This window comes from Pseudomonadota bacterium (assembly GCA_026388315.1).
Lineage (GTDB): Bacteria > Desulfobacterota > Syntrophorhabdia > Syntrophorhabdales > Syntrophorhabdaceae > MWEV01.
Genome location: JAPLKA010000067.1, coordinates 1 through 14,501, shown reverse-complemented (window position 1 = coordinate 14,501; position 14,501 = coordinate 1). Strand labels below are relative to the sequence as shown.

General features: G+C 43.8%; 15 protein-coding genes and 1 tRNA gene. 11 read left to right on the top strand and 5 right to left on the bottom strand.

Annotated features, from left to right (window positions below):
* Both NTX75_09910 and NTX75_09905 read left to right on the top strand, forming a co-directional pair.
* Positions 1-564 (top strand): tetratricopeptide repeat protein, encoded by a 564-nt coding sequence (locus NTX75_09910; GenBank protein MCX5816536.1) that lies wholly within the window; start codon positions 1-3, stop codon positions 562-564.
* Positions 565-1,446: a hypothetical protein gene (locus tag NTX75_09905; protein ID MCX5816535.1), complete on the top strand. Its 882-nt coding sequence runs from the start codon at positions 565-567 to the stop codon at positions 1,444-1,446.
* A 141-nt stretch (positions 1,447-1,587) separates the two neighbouring features.
* Here NTX75_09905 and NTX75_09900 read toward each other — a convergent pair whose 3' ends face one another.
* Positions 1,588-2,289, bottom strand: coding sequence for a thymidylate synthase (locus NTX75_09900; GenBank protein ID MCX5816534.1), 702 nt, complete (start codon positions 2,287-2,289; stop codon positions 1,588-1,590).
* 298 nt (positions 2,290-2,587) lie between these two features.
* Between NTX75_09900 and NTX75_09895 the strand changes: the two genes are divergently transcribed.
* From NTX75_09895 to NTX75_09885, 3 genes are all read left to right on the top strand, one after another.
* Entirely contained in the window at positions 2,588-3,226 is a 639-nt protein-coding gene (locus tag NTX75_09895; protein MCX5816533.1) for an MBL fold metallo-hydrolase, read from the top strand.
* A gap of 57 nt (positions 3,227-3,283) precedes the next feature.
* Entirely contained in the window at positions 3,284-4,189 is a 906-nt protein-coding gene (locus NTX75_09890; GenBank protein ID MCX5816532.1) for a patatin-like phospholipase family protein, read from the top strand.
* A gap of 183 nt (positions 4,190-4,372) precedes the next feature.
* Entirely contained in the window at positions 4,373-5,119 is a 747-nt protein-coding gene (locus tag NTX75_09885) for a YdcF family protein (protein ID MCX5816531.1), read from the top strand.
* 34 nt (positions 5,120-5,153) lie between these two features.
* On the opposite strand, the gene epmA is transcribed toward NTX75_09885, so the two are convergent.
* Complete coding sequence (epmA, locus tag NTX75_09880) at positions 5,154-6,095, bottom strand: EF-P lysine aminoacylase EpmA (GenBank protein MCX5816530.1); 942 nt, start codon at positions 6,093-6,095, stop codon at positions 5,154-5,156.
* Positions 6,096-6,258: 163 nt separating this feature from the next.
* Between epmA and NTX75_09875 the strand changes: the two genes are divergently transcribed.
* The 3 genes from NTX75_09875 to NTX75_09865 all read left to right on the top strand — a co-directional run bounded on the left by NTX75_09875 (position 6,259) and on the right by NTX75_09865 (position 9,527).
* A tRNA-Ser gene (locus tag NTX75_09875) sits at positions 6,259-6,351 on the top strand.
* Between the two features lie 55 nt (positions 6,352-6,406).
* Complete coding sequence (gene rnr, locus NTX75_09870) at positions 6,407-8,557, top strand: ribonuclease R (GenBank protein MCX5816529.1); 2,151 nt, start codon at positions 6,407-6,409, stop codon at positions 8,555-8,557.
* Positions 8,558-9,227: 670 nt separating this feature from the next.
* Complete coding sequence (locus NTX75_09865) at positions 9,228-9,527, top strand: putative quinol monooxygenase (GenBank protein MCX5816528.1); 300 nt, start codon at positions 9,228-9,230, stop codon at positions 9,525-9,527.
* Between the two features lie 141 nt (positions 9,528-9,668).
* On the opposite strand, the gene NTX75_09860 is transcribed toward NTX75_09865, so the two are convergent.
* Positions 9,669-10,172, bottom strand: a complete 504-nt coding sequence (locus tag NTX75_09860) for a DUF1566 domain-containing protein (protein ID MCX5816527.1) — start codon at positions 10,170-10,172, stop codon at positions 9,669-9,671.
* Between the two features lie 561 nt (positions 10,173-10,733).
* Positions 10,734-11,177, bottom strand: coding sequence for an EF-hand domain-containing protein (locus NTX75_09855; GenBank protein ID MCX5816526.1), 444 nt, complete (start codon positions 11,175-11,177; stop codon positions 10,734-10,736).
* 621 nt (positions 11,178-11,798) lie between these two features.
* Between NTX75_09855 and NTX75_09850 the strand changes: the two genes are divergently transcribed.
* From NTX75_09850 to NTX75_09840, 3 genes are all read left to right on the top strand, one after another.
* Positions 11,799-12,182: a hypothetical protein gene (locus NTX75_09850; protein MCX5816525.1), complete on the top strand. Its 384-nt coding sequence runs from the start codon at positions 11,799-11,801 to the stop codon at positions 12,180-12,182.
* Positions 12,183-12,538: 356 nt separating this feature from the next.
* Complete coding sequence (locus NTX75_09845; GenBank protein MCX5816524.1) at positions 12,539-12,679, top strand: hypothetical protein; 141 nt, start codon at positions 12,539-12,541, stop codon at positions 12,677-12,679.
* Positions 12,680-13,026: 347 nt separating this feature from the next.
* A complete protein-coding gene (locus NTX75_09840) occupies positions 13,027-13,227 on the top strand; it encodes a hypothetical protein (GenBank protein MCX5816523.1) in 201 nt (66 codons plus the stop codon).
* A 727-nt stretch (positions 13,228-13,954) separates the two neighbouring features.
* On the opposite strand, the gene NTX75_09835 is transcribed toward NTX75_09840, so the two are convergent.
* A partial coding sequence (locus NTX75_09835; protein MCX5816522.1) for a TVP38/TMEM64 family protein occupies positions 13,955-14,501 on the bottom strand: 547 nt, incomplete at its 5' end.

The following is a 14,501-nucleotide window of genomic DNA, read 5'->3' as shown; positions in this document are numbered from 1 at the left end:
ATGACAAAATCAATTTTAAAAAACATATTAAATATCCTCATTATTCTAACACTATTTTCCCCATGTATATCTTTCGGGGCAGAGAAAAAACCAAAAAAACCACCGGTGCCGGTAACAACGCAAGAAGCTGCAATAACTGATGCAAATATTACAACCTATGTCAAAAAGGCCGACGAACTGTTAAAAAAGGGTGACCTCGATTCTTCTTTGAGAATCTACCAAAAAACATACAGTTATACGAAAGATGTCCTCATTACTGCAAAACTTGTTCAAACACAATACGAAAAAATCATTAATGACCCATCGACAGCACAAAACAACAGGGAAGAAATCATGTTAAAACAAAAAAGGATAAAACAAATTGTGCCGAAATACAGCAGCATAAAAGAATCGACATCGTACAATCTGGGCTACATTTATGCAAAAAAAGGAGATTCTGAAAGGGCAAGAAAATATCTATCAGAAGTCCTTGAAACAGTGCCCTTTTCGTTAGAAACCGATTCTCAGTGGATGAAAACAAAAACATTGCTTCTTAGTCAGTATGGCTTAGAAGGCGAATTCTAAGTGGAAGAAACAGGTACAACTACAAAAAATATAAGCAACATCTTAGGCATTGACCATTCGATACGCCATATTTATATTGAAGAAACAGATTCTCCCTGGAATGAAAAAGCACTTATAAAAAGGAAAAAAGACCACCTTGATGTGAAGGTCACCATCTGGGAGGACAGCACTTTTCTCTATGGCAGAATATACCGTCTATTCCTGTATATCTATGATGTTTTAAATCCACACTTCCGCTATAACCCTCACATTGCACCGGAAGAAAGCAAGGAACCACGGCTGAAAGACCGGCACAACCAGATATGGAGTATTTATGTGGATAGCCGGCTGGAAAAAAAGGGCATAGAAAATTTCTTTAACAGGGCAGTAAGAAAAAACATTTTTATAGATGCAGAAAATGAATTCACATGGGAAGAGGCTTCTCTCATCTTCCACAAATTATGGGAACAGGATTCCTATACCTACTCCGAAATAACTGACTATACATATAATCTTGCTGCATTAGTTGTTGGGAACCAGGCAAAGAAAGATTCCTTCGAATTGGATATAAACAGACGCATCCAGAACGTATATGTAAAAGATCATATTGATAAAATACAGTCTTCGGCCTTCAAGGAAGTGGTTAATGAGCTTCTGAGTTATACTGCCTACTACTGTAAAGATATCTATATCGAATCGTCGCATTACGGTATAATAATCACTTATCAGAAAGTATTCTTCGCAGAGATGATCCCGACGAACGAAAATACTCTGTTCTTCACAATCCATAATCCCGCTTCACATTCATATGAAACTGAAATAATAACAGAACATTCGAATATTGAGACTGTCCAGAAACACATCAAAGAAACGTACAACAAGATCTCAATGCACACGGTTTAATTCACTATGCACTGTTCACTGTTCACGATAATACCGTATCTCGTTCCTCGTAACCGAAAAAGGGTTCAAGGGGTCGAGGGACCAAGGGTTCAAGCGAAAAACAGATCCGCAATCCGAAACTATTCACTATTCACTGCCTTACTACCGTCGCAGGCGTTTCAGGGCAAGGTCAAAGGTATACTCATACAGATGCAGTCCCTTGCTGATTGCCGTTATCGTACCATCTTCCACGCCGATTTCATGGCACATATATTCTTTCAGCATCTGGATGGCTGCAAGATTTGACGGAAAACCGGCCCAGAGGTCCCAACTCCTGAAATAGAGTACAAAATGGAGTTTCCCATCCGTAATACGGGTATCAATTAACCTCAAACATGGCGGGTCTTCAACGAGGATGTCCTGGGGCATGCCGATTTCCATGATAGCCTGGTTTGTCCCGAATTTCCCCTCTTTATATATCTTGATGACTTCCTGAACAGGGTTTACTCCAAGCGTGCATTCCTGTCCTTCGATACACACTTTCGGGTTGGTTAATCTCTCTCCGTAGGTATAAAGCTCATTATCCGCTTTTTTGTCTGTCATGAGATATTGAAGGTATTCCTCAACATATTCTATGCTTGTAGGCGCCGGAATACCAAGTTCTGTAGGTATGTCCGGTATAAGCGGTTGAGTCCCCGGATACTTGATATGAATCATAACAATATCAAATTCTCTCCTCTTCTGGCCTTCAAAAGAGCCCCTGCTTATTACATATTCATGGACACCTTCATCCTCAAAAAGTTTATAGAGACACTGAAACCATGCATCAGGCAGGTCCCTCGCTTCGATATATACAGGTTTCATCTTCCCCTCCAAATTCTTTTTGTTATGTTTTTCTTTTCAATTTCTATGTCCATTCCGAAATTCGTAATCCGTAATAAAATCCGTCGTTCGTACATCGTACTTCGTTAAGAGCTTTTCACGATGTACGATGTACTATGTACGATGTACGGCATTTTTCTCAATTCGCAATTTTCTAACCCTCTTATTGACACCAATGCAATTCAGAATTAACTTTTACCTTATCATGCCTGGACATTTCCATCAAATAAATTGAAAACCCAAGTAAAACATATTATTATAAACAGCTCAAGGAGGCGCTATGTTTGTAAAACAAATGGAAGTGGGACAATTTGCTGTATTTGCATATATTGTGGGATGTAAGGTCACAAAAGAAGCGCTTATTATCGACCCCGCAGGGGAGTGCGAAAGAATTGTAAAGGAAGCAACGGATAAGGGTTACACCATAAAATACATATTAAACACACACTCACACATTGATCATGTCATGGGCAACAGACGGATGCGCGATTTAACAAATGCACAGATTATTATTCATGAAAAGGAGTCAACCAGTCTCATCAATCAATCTCCTCAAATGATGAGTATGTTCAGCGCCGAACCCTCCCCTCCGGCAGATATAACTGTCAGGGATGGAGATACAATTGCTATAGGAGAAACCACTTTACAGGTATTGCATACGCCAGGTCATTCACCGGGAAGCATTTCTCTCTATCATAAAGGCATTGTTTTCACGGGTGATACCCTGTTTGTTGGAGGCGTCGGGAGAACAGATCTTGCTGGCGGGTCGTCGGATATTCTAACATCCTCCATTCATAAAAAACTTTTCACACTACCTGATGACACCGTAGTAGCCCCTGGCCATAACTACGGCGACACGCCAAAAAGCACTATAGGGAGAGAAAAGGTATACAACCCCTATGTCGGACAACGTGTATGATAGTCGTGAAGCGTTATGCGTGAAGCGGGTAAGACCGTGAATAGTGAATAGTGAATAGTGAAAAAGACAAAAGATAAAAGTAAAAAGATGTCCTGTTTTTTCGTTTTCTTTGTAGCCTGCGTGTTCCTTTTTTCCTGTCAGACAACGCCACAGGTGGTACCCAGGGTTCAGGAAAAACGGGAACCGAAAATTGCACTCGTTCTTGGCGGAGGGTCGGCAAAGGGGTTCGCCCATGTAGGCGTAATCAGGGCGCTGGAACAGGAAAAAATACCCATCCATATGATTGTCGGCACCAGCGTGGGAAGTCTGATTGGCGGTATCTACGCCTCAAATCCGGATAGTTTCCAGCTTGAGTGGATTGCCTTTAAAATTGATAAAAACGACGTCCTCGATCTTTCAATCATCTATTCCAAACTCGGGCCTGCACAGGGTACAAAGCTTGAAACCTTTGTTGACCAGACAGTTAAAGTAAAGAAAATTGAGGATACAAAAATACCCTTCTACCCTATTGCTACAGATTTAAATACAGGCGAAACAATCATCCTGGAAAAGGGTTCTCTTTCAAGGGCAATCAGGGCCTCATCTGCTATCCCGGGCATCTTCGTCCCCGTTACATTCGGAAACAGATTGCTCGTTGACGGCGGGGTAACAAACAGCATTCCCTGCGACATTGCACGAAATAAGGGGGCAGACATCGTCATCGCCGTCAACCTCCTTAAAGACATCAAAGATTACAACATCAATTCAGTGGTAGATATTATCGGGCAGTCGGTGAACATCGTGATGCATCAGAGCAATAAAACAAAGCTCCAATATGCAGATGTCATAATCGAACCGGATACAAAAGGCGTTTCGATCTTTGATTTTACACAGAAAAAGGTGCTCATGGAAGAAGGGATAAAGGCTGCAAAGGCAGCGATACCAAAGATTAAAGAGCTGATTGCAAAGTACCGACAGAGATGAAGACAGTGAATAGTGAATAGTCGTTAGTGAATAGTAAAAACAGGAAGATAGAAAATGGAAGATAAGATTAAAAATTTTAAGGGTATGAAAATATGGCAAAACACTAATGACAATGAGCTTAAAAAATGCCTTTGACTATTCACTATTCACTGAAGTAACTGTGAACCGTAAACTGATAAAACCATGTTTATTTTAAAAAAGATAATCACATTTTCAATCCTGCCGCCGGGCATATTCATTGTATTACTCCTACTGGGAGCAATATTTCTAAAAAAAAGACTCAAACTGCTCATAGTGTCTCTGGCAATCCTGTTATATGTCTTCAGCATTGAGCCTACAAAAGATCTGTTTTTACTGCCTCTTGAAAACGCTTTTAAGCCTCCTCCTGTCAACACAGTAAAAACATATGAAGCCTATGTAGTGCTCGGCGGAGGCGTCTATGACAATGCGCCTGACATTGATGGAAAAGGTATTCCTGGTGAAGATGCACTGGGAAGAGTCGTATGTGCATTCAGGCTCTTTCAATTATCCAAAAAACCTATCATTTTTTCAGGGGGAAACATCGGTGAAAGAATAGCTGAATCAGAAGTAGCGAAAAGGCTGTTCTTATCATTGGGGGTTAACGAAAGTTATATATTACCTGAAGGCAGGAGCAAAGACACTTTTGAAAATGCCGGATACGTTAAAGAATTAGCCGAACAACACAAGATTACAAAAATAGTTCTCATAACGAATGCCTATCATATGAAAAGGTCAAAAATGCTCTTTGACAAGCATTTCAAGGAAGTATTGCCCTTCCCTACCGGTTATAAGACATCAAGAATGAAATATGATGTCTTCAGCTATCTGCCAAATGCAGGCAATACAGCCGTTATATCGCTTGCAATAAAAGAATATCTGGGGATAATGTTCTACAAGTTTACACTCTGAAATTAGCTCATGGCTTTTTCGCTAAAGCCTGCGACTACCAGTTTCGCACTACCAAAACTTCGTTTATCGTCTTTTTACCCATGAGAACCATGAGCAGCCTGTCAATACCGAGGGAAACGCCGGTATATGAGCCTTCTAAAGGCAATAACGCCTCAATGAAATTCTCATCAATCTCAAATGTCTTTTTGCCAAGCCTTTCTCTCTCTTCGTTATCGTTGATAAACCTTGCTCTCTGCTCAACGGGATCCAGGAGTTCCGTGTACCCGTTCGCTACTTCCAGGCCATTCATATACAGCTCGAAGCGCTCAACTTTATTTACATTTTTCCTTTTTGCCATAGTTGATATAGACATCGGCCAGTCCTTTATGAAATAGGGTCTGTTTTGATTCAGCTCAGGTTCGACTTCCTGGATGAAAAGCTTGAAAAAAAGGTCATTCCAGGTATCTTTTTCGTCAATACCCGCAAACCCTTTCCCTTTAAGCGCTTTGTAAAATTCATCCCTGTCATATTGAAAAGGGTTAATCCCTGTCCGGTCTGCAATCAGACGCTCTAAATCATAGACCTTATAAGGTTTTTTCATTCCCGTCACATGCTCAACAAGTTCAGCAACTTCTTCTATGGCATCTTCGTATGTTCCCCTTCTGTACCATTCGAGCATGGTAAATTCGACGTTATGCACTTCTTCAAACTCTTCCACCCTGTAAACCTTGCATATCTGGAATATACGCTCAGCCCCGCATTGCAGGAGTTTCTTCATGTGTAACTCGGGAGATGTATGGAGGTAAAACGGTCCTTTATCTTCTATAAACACCTCCAGCGGGTCAATGTGGGGATCTGGCGGCACAGTTTTCATGAGGTTAGGTGTTTCAACCTCAATATAGTCGCGGGAATAAAAAAAATCCCGGATGGCTCTCAGCAACTCATGCCGGGCATTTAAAACCTCTGTTATATCGCTCTTAAACAACTTTCTGTTCATTGACGTTGTAAGTTCCGTTTTTTGGGCTTGGCAATCTCGTTTTTTGTTTTGGTTTGTTTTCTTTCCCAGGGAATAATAATTACCTGTCATAAAAATGTTTGTCAAGCATATACGCCTCTTAACTATTGATTTTTAATACTTAAACAAGTATACTTTGGCCCATGGAGAGGTGACCGAGTTGGCCGAAGGTGCTCGCCTGCTAAGCGAGTGTACGGGTTAAACCGTACCCAGGGTTCAAATCCCTGCCTCTCCGCCAGAAAAAACAGTAATGCCTTCCAGGCTTTAATCCCTAAACGGATTTCAATAAATATATGATAAAACAAAAAAAAGTCCTTACCCTCAATAAAGAAAATCTTCTGAAAGTTTTAAAAAACTCGAAAAGACCGGTCAGTCTGAAGGAACTGGAAAAGGTTCTTCAGATAAGTAAGTCCGAACGAAGGGCAATAAGAGTGCTGATAAAGGATTTGCTTAAAGAGGGTGCCGTTATAATGCTCAAAAGCGGGATGTACGGAATACCCCACGAGATGAATCTCCAGTCAGGAACATTATGGTGCACACGAAGCGGGAATGGATTTTTAATTTCCGAGAAAGAGGGAGAGAAAGACATATTTATCCCGTCAGGATCGATAAAAAATGCCTTCCACGGCGATAAAGTCATCGCGCGGATAGAACATACCGTAAGAGGGAAAAAAGAAGGAAAGATAATAAAAGTTATCGAGAGAAAGACAAAAAATATCACAGGGTATGCAAAACAGTTAAAAAATATCTGGTATGTTGTTTCTGAAGATGGAAAGGTTCCGCATCATTTCATCATAGAGAATCCGGCATATAAGCAAATAGCCGAGGGTAGCCTCGTTGCCTCCCAGATTTTGAAGTATCCTGAAGATGGGAAAGACCCTACCTGTAAAATTGTTAAGGTCTTTGGGGGGCTTAATGATGTAAAATCCATCACCCAGTTTGTGGCATTTAAATACAATCTTCCGCAGAGGTTTAAGAAAACAGTTGAAACCGAAATAAATGAAGTAAGGCTCTCAGATGAGGCCGGTCATGACAGGGTTGATCTGCGTGCACTCAAACACGTCACAATTGACGGCGAATTTGCAAAAGATTTTGATGATGCCGTATTCATAGAAAAAACAAAGGATGGCTACGAACTGTATGTTTCCATAGCGGATGTTTCCCACTATGTGCTTCCCGGCACTGTCCTCGACACAGAGGCATACGAGAGGGGCACAAGCACCTATTTTCCGGGGACAGTCGTCCCCATGCTCCCGAAGATACTGTCAAACGTCATATGCAGCCTGAACCCCAATGAAGAAAGGCTTGCCATGACAGCAAAAATGACATTCTCAAAAGATGGAACATTAACCCGGACATCCTTTTGTAAATCGCTCATAAAAAGCGCCATGAGGCTCACATACGCTAAAGTTGAAAAGGCGCTCATACATAAAGACAAAAAAACAAGGAACGACCTGAAGGCTGTTATAACCGAATTAGAGCTCATGAAAGCGCTTGCAGAGATATTGGCAGAAAAAAGAAACCGGAGAGGCAGTCTTGATTTTGACTTGCCTGAACCGGAGGTCATACTGGACATCGAAGGCGGGGTGAAAGGCATTATCAGGTCAGAGAGACTCTTCGCCCACAGGATTATCGAGGAATTCATGATTGCAGCAAATGAGGCGGTAGCACAATATCTGTTTAAAAACAAGATCCCCGCAATCTACAGAATACATGAACATCCTGACCGCGAGAAACTGATAGACTTTGAAAGGCTTTTGCAGAACCTTCCTGTAGATCACAAGAAAGTCAACGGGACTACCGGATACCTTCAATCACTTTTAAAAAGCGTGAGTGGCTCACAATATGAATTCCTGATAAATAAGACCCTTCTCAAGTCCATGAAGCAGGCAAAATATTCGGCCTCAAATAAAGGCCATTTCGGGCTGGCATCAGATTGCTATCTACACTTTACATCACCCATAAGGAGATACCCTGACCTCGTATGTCACAGGGCGCTCAAACTTGCACTTGCCAATTATGCAAAGGGAGATAAAGGCGGACTGTTTCCTGAACAGGAGCTTGACCGCATGGCAATACACCTCTCAGAGCGTGAAAGGGTCGCCATGGAAGCTGAAAGAGAGTTGGAAGACAGGATCAAGGTGTTTTTCATGAAAGATAAGCTAGGTGAGGTATATGAAGGGATTGTTTCACATATCACCTCTTTTGGCTTTTTTGTGGAGCTTCTTGATTTTTTCGTGGAAGGGCTGGTTCTCCTCAGCGAACTTCATGATGATTATTACATCTTCCAGGAAGATAAATTCAGGCTCATGGGGAGAAGAACGAAAAAGACATACCGCATCGGCGATAAAGTGAAAGTCAAAGTCGCACTCGCTGACGTAGAACAAAACCGTCTCCACTTCAGCCTTGTCAAAGACAGCCGCTCAAGAACCGCAAGATCATAGATTCCCACGGGCAAGCCCGTGGCGCTGAATATATACACGCGTTGTGTGAATAATAAGGCATTCGCCCACGCTTGAAAGCGTGGTAGTCTGCCTTGCGTCGTTGGGTACCCGTGGTATTACACGGGTGTTGGAATCTACCCAGCGAGCACCGCGAGCGAGAGGGGGAGACTCCAAGTGAACCGTTCAAGCCGATAAAACCGTTCAAGCCGTTCAAGTAATTCGGGCTGTTTGAACCGTTTAAGCGGTTTAAGCTGTTTGAACATTTAAAAAAGGAGGGGGCAACCCCCTTACGGAGACAGGCGCAAGTCCCTGTAATAGACTCATGCACGCTTCATGGTTGTTGCTCGTAGCAAGCAGGGAAATTCCGGCGCATGAAACTATTTGACTAAATTTTATTATAATGCAAAATAGTATCCATGATGAAATACATAAATGCAAAGAATGGAAAAATTACCTTAAGGGCATTTACGACCAGTTTCATGATAATTATCAGTTCCTTGTTTCGGGAAGCGACAGACTGGACCTATAAGAGCAAGTATGCAGCATATAAAAAAGAATTAAATCGTCCACGACAGGGGAGAATACAGAATTGACTGGGTGAGCGATGATTCCCCTGTCGAATGAAGAAACACATGTAGAAAAAAAACAGAAATGACAAGGAGAACTTCTGATGATTGTTATAAATGCCATTTTACAGGCCAAAAGTGGAAAAGAACCTGAATTGGAAAATATGTTAAAAGCCATGGTTCCCCATGTACAAGCTGAGCAAGGAGCGTTGGCGTATGTGCTCCATCGCGCGCCAAAGAATCCTGGTAAATTTTTATTTTACGAAAAATATCGGGATCAAGCGGCGGTTGACTATCACATGTCCACGCCGTATCTTCAGCAGTTGTTCAAGAAGTTTGATGATCTCTTGGCAGAAGCCCCGATCGTGGAAATCTTTGAAGAGATTGCGGCCATCTCCCGTTGAGGAATCTGTCTTGAATTCAACGCTATGGGCATCAAAGAAAGACATCCATTAACAATGCCGTTATATGAATGAGGGGCAAAGACATCAAGTGTGCTTACAATATATTCCCCTGCCCCAATGTGTGTTGCATTACCAAATGACCTATTTGGTATTGCGCACCGGGAGTGCCCGGGTGATGTTGTCGTTCGACTTTTGACTCCAGTTCCGCTTGCCATTGTAGAAATTGAAGTTGGCGGCGGTGGAACCGCTGGTTTCCGATGCCCAGGGAGCGAAATGGGTAATATCAATCAACTCCGTTGCGACATGAATGTTATAGTCACGATTGTATGCTGACGGACGGGATTTGTCCGCATCGTACAGTCCTGCCAGTTCATCCAGTGTCGGCATCCGCCAGTCTGTGTACCCACCTCCCTGATAATTTTGACAATAGCTCATAGCGTCTTGCCAGTTAATATCCGACCCGTTGTCCTTCGCTGCCCACATTAGCCCGCTCCCAGTGTCCAGAACCGTCCCGTTGTCATAGGCGATGAAACGCCCGCCCCCCTTACCCGTCTCCCCGGCTGTGACATGCTCAGCGGTAATAAAAGTTCCTATCAAAAAAAACACAACCATTGCAGCTGCCACCGTTCCAAATGTCTTTTTCATGGTCTGTGTCCTCCTCGTCTTTTGATTTGCTTTCTCCTTTTGCCGACTGTCTTCCAGGCGGTGCCACAGTATTTCAACCATACAACATTTGGTATCAGCCCCTCACGGAACCAGATGGAAATATGTAACGATTACCATGGATACTCTTGCATGATTCCCAAAATTAGTCAATCATTGAGTGACAGGAAGAAATGTGCGCCTGCGAGCTACACAAATGTTTGGAACAGAGATTCTGAAAGTATTGACGATTACTACCGGAAAGAGAAGGCTTGCTACCTGTACTGGTACGTGATGGAGTTCTTAATGCACGTTCCTCGGGCCGGTTCGCTTAGCCGACCGCTTTCGCTGTGATAGCTTTTGAAACGCTATGCGTCCTCCGCCTTAAGTTTACGGTCAATTAAGCCGATCATAACAAAGAAGCTTTTACATGTCGTCGAGGGGCGAGTCGGTTTACCTTACATGTAAATAGCGTGCCTGCTATCCTGATCCGTGAATTAAGACTTGTCCCTTTTAATGGTTGTGACAAGAACGAAGTCTTCCGGATCATCATTTGCCGTTCCTTTAAACGGTCGCTGTCAGTTTGTTACCAACTGTCGTGCTTGAGTTCGTCGTTGCGCCGAGATTCGTAAAAAACGTGATCATCTCATCCTTGCTTATGGAGCCGTCTCCGTTCGTGTCGATGTTGCTGAAGAGCTGGTTCAGAGGAGACGCAGAGCCGCTTTTCGAGCCCGCTTTGTGCGCACCGTGATGGTGGTGACGGTGGATTGCCGCTCCCGCCTTCGCGAGCTCATCCTTGTTTATGGAACCGTCTCCGTTTGTGTCGATTTTGCTGAAGAGCTGGTCCGTCGTTGTGCTGCTTTTTTGAGACGTCGTAGAATTGGAAGCTGCTGTCGTTGAAGTGCTGCTTCCCGCAGTGGCCAACCCCGCGCTCTGAAGCAAGGCGAGGAACGCTGAGGTCGAGTCCGTCTGAGAGCCCATTATGGAGCTTTCGAATTGTTTCGCCATGCTCGATTGATAAGTCGCGAACTCATCCTTGCTTATGGAGCCGTCTCCGTTCATGTCGATTTTGCTGAAAAGCTGGTCCGCAGAGGGGCCGTTGGATTGAGACTGCTGCAATTGTTGCAGTTGTTGCAGGTGCTGCAGGTAGCAAGAGTTGTCTACTCCGCTTATTCCGCTGATCATTTTTGATTCCCTCCTTTCTGATATGGGTAACCCCGACTTGCCCCTGTAAATGTTTGGTCTGGAGTACCAAAACTATTTATGCAATAGTCGTGCCTCCTCTGTTCATGCTGCATAATATATTGATTTGACGGCACTTTACAGGGGGTGTAGCACGCTTTCTCGCTTGTCCTGTGGATAGAATATGGGAAAATTATTCCCGGCAGGCAGATATTGCCGGAATCGGAGTTGAAGTGGTTTCTGCCCCCCACAACCATTGCTCCTGGGAAGCAGCCTGTCCTTTTTTCTTCTTTCAAGTACAACCGTAACGCAGGTCAAATATCTTCGAATGCCCGTGAAGGGAAAGGCTATGATCCACGTTGATGGAATGTTTTCCGAATTCCTGCAGGTTGGCACGCCGTTTGCATTTAGAAGATCGGGTTTAAATTTCATTTAAAGAGGTACATTATGTTTGTCTCTGGTGTTACTTCAAGCACAACCGTTAGCCAAAACGCTACACCGAGCCAGTTTCAGCAGATAGGGAAAGATTTTACGGACCTTGGGCAATGCTTAATTTCCGGTGATCTTGCTGGGGCCCGGAAGGCCTTTGCTGCATTGAATCAGGATTTGCAGAGTGTGGGCCAGTCACAGAGCGTTCAGCAGACCGGGGGAAACAGCCAGCCAAGCAATGACCTTGCGGCAGTTGGCAATGCCCTTCAATCAGGCGACCTTACAGGGGCTCAGAAAGCCTTTGCGACTCTGGCCCAGGACATAGCGCAGAAAACAACCGCGGCCTCTGGAACTGGCACCAACCTTCAATTAGCTACGTTCAATATCGATATCACGGTTTGAAAGGGATTTACGAAGGACGTGCATATAGGTCATATAGGGTTCTATTGATCAAGCGGAAAGCTTTTCCTACAGAGGAAGTTTTTTCCTGGAACAGATTGCTGACGGGTTCGGTAACCTGACCCCATGGGCGATAGGGAAACCGGTTTAACTAACCATTCACGAGACCCGAGCCGGTCTGGATAGCGAATAATTATTTGAAAAGGAATCCGCATGAAAGGTTGTGAGACATCGAAAAGTATAAACCCTATCCGGATCCTCTGTATCAGCAGTATCCTGCTCTTTCTTGTGCCCGGGCTACAATCTCACCTCTTTTTGGAAAAGACGGGCTTGATGTAACGCAGGACAAGGAGAAGACCGTGTATTCAATAGACTCCAGTGATGCAAACGGGCGAGAAGACATGAAAGAAAGGGACAGAGCGTGGGATATGCTCAAGGATATGCCTATTATGATGGACAGCAGGCAGGGTCAACCTGCACAACCCGCAGCCGGCAAATAGAGGGGCGCAATTACAGTATTGGCCTGACCAGCACACCCAACAGACGGGCCAGCAGTCAAGCGCTAACAGCCAAACAGCATCGGCGAGCACCCAGAGCACCGTTACCGACACGGTCAGCCTCACGAGTAATCTCATACCAATTCGGATTCAAAGATAGCACCCAGAGGGTACCCGGGCGACAAAGAGGAGGCGACGGAGGCGTACATTTTAGTACGTCGAGGAGATGACGACGAAGGCAACAAAGTTATATGAATGAAGGCGGATTGGTATCAAAAATATAAAGCGAAGTTTTCCTCAATGCCGAGTCCTCCATGTTCGGCTTGAACGGCCAAATGTCAGGGGATTCCATGGTGAATACGCTGCTCGGTGGAAGCCAGGACTCGACGGACCCTATGATAAGCATACTCATGGGCGCGGAAAACGAGGAATTGATGAAGGCAAGCCCCGGGTTGGTTCAGAAGATTCTGGTGCAGGAACAGAATGCAAACAACGAGAGTGCTTCCACAAGCACTAAAGATTCGGCGCAGTTCTCGACGGTGGACTCGTAGAATCTCCTAAACATCAACCTTCTCACGATGAACCCCGATACCATCTTAGGCCTCTTGCAGCAAAACGAACAGTCCCGGGGTACTGGAGCTTCCGCTGTATCGGCAACGGGTGTAGGTTCTCAAGTGGACACGGTCGTATAAGAGCGCTTAGCGACCATGTCTGTCGATGTCATGATGACAGGGCATTTCCACAGTGCTGACAAGTGTGCTGTGAATCAATCAGCCGTTGTCTTCTCATAGGAGTCCCCTTCCCTGACACATGAGTGGAAGTCGAAGAATATTTAGTGCATCTACACACAAATAGTATCGGATTCATTTAAAAGTGTTTTTTGATGAAATCGGGCTTAATACTAAAAAACGGGGTCTAAAATAGCCTCTAAATACTACACTATCAATGGTTTAAGCTATCGATAACTCAAGAGGCTGAGAAATGGGTCAATAAACTGTCCTTATTGACGTTCAAAGATCACAATAAAAAAAGAGTTACAAACCAATAGAAAGAGATACTGATGTATAGTATGCAATGGGCAGTTTAGTAATCATTCAAGCTGACGCTGGATCGACAAAATCATTTGGAGTGAATATGCATATCAGTGCAAACGATTTGCCATCTATCATAGAGGAGTACAAGAGCCCTCAAAGACAAGATTATTCATGACATATTGTGTAAATTAGACCCCGTTTTTTAGTATTAAGCCTGAAATCGTGTATTTTTGTATGAACTATATCATTTTTTTCTCCTTAATATTTTTATTAATCTTTCCCGGTATAGGTAGGCCAGTATAATAAAGATACCGCTCACACCGAAAGCAATAATGAGAGCGCCATACTGGTGGTGATGGGCGTAACTTCCACAGACGGAAAGCAAGGTGGTCCCAAACAACCTGCCGATTGTGGAAACGACGAGGAATGTTGTTGTTGTCATGTGACTCAACCCCATGATGTAGCATAGGTAGTCCTTTGGGAATCCCGGGATGAGAAAGAGGACGAAGGAAATAAGAGCCCCCTGATGTTCCATGACATAGTCGTATTTCTTGATAATCTCAGGTTTCACGGTCTTTTCCACAAAAGGAAGACCAAATACCCTGGCAAGGAGAAAGGCAATCCACGAACCGATAGTGAGACCGATGGTGGAATAGATCGTGCCCAGGAGAGGGCCATAGAGGTAACCGCCAATGAGGCCTGTCGCTTCACCTGGAATGGGTGCAAAGATCACCTGGAGGATTTGTAATGAAATAAAAACAAATTCATCGTACGGATGAAAGGAATGTATC

Coding starts and splice junctions, on each gene's coding strand:
- NTX75_09860 (MCX5816527.1), bottom strand. CDS start 10,172: ATGAAAAAGACATTTGGAACGGTGGCAGCTGCAATGGTTGTGTTTTTT.
- NTX75_09850 (MCX5816525.1), top strand. CDS start 11,799: ATGTTTGTCTCTGGTGTTACTTCAAGCACAACCGTTAGCCAAAACGCT.
- NTX75_09910 (MCX5816536.1), top strand. CDS start 1: ATGACAAAATCAATTTTAAAAAACATATTAAATATCCTCATTATTCTA.
- NTX75_09840 (MCX5816523.1), top strand. CDS start 13,027: ATGGTGAATACGCTGCTCGGTGGAAGCCAGGACTCGACGGACCCTATG.
- NTX75_09885 (MCX5816531.1), top strand. CDS start 4,373: ATGTTTATTTTAAAAAAGATAATCACATTTTCAATCCTGCCGCCGGGC.
- NTX75_09895 (MCX5816533.1), top strand. CDS start 2,588: ATGTTTGTAAAACAAATGGAAGTGGGACAATTTGCTGTATTTGCATAT.
- epmA (MCX5816530.1), bottom strand. CDS start 6,095: ATGAACAGAAAGTTGTTTAAGAGCGATATAACAGAGGTTTTAAATGCC.
- NTX75_09865 (MCX5816528.1), top strand. CDS start 9,228: ATGATTGTTATAAATGCCATTTTACAGGCCAAAAGTGGAAAAGAACCT.
- NTX75_09855 (MCX5816526.1), bottom strand. CDS start 11,177: ATGGCGAAACAATTCGAAAGCTCCATAATGGGCTCTCAGACGGACTCG.
- NTX75_09900 (MCX5816534.1), bottom strand. CDS start 2,289: ATGAAACCTGTATATATCGAAGCGAGGGACCTGCCTGATGCATGGTTT.
- rnr (MCX5816529.1), top strand. CDS start 6,407: ATGATAAAACAAAAAAAAGTCCTTACCCTCAATAAAGAAAATCTTCTG.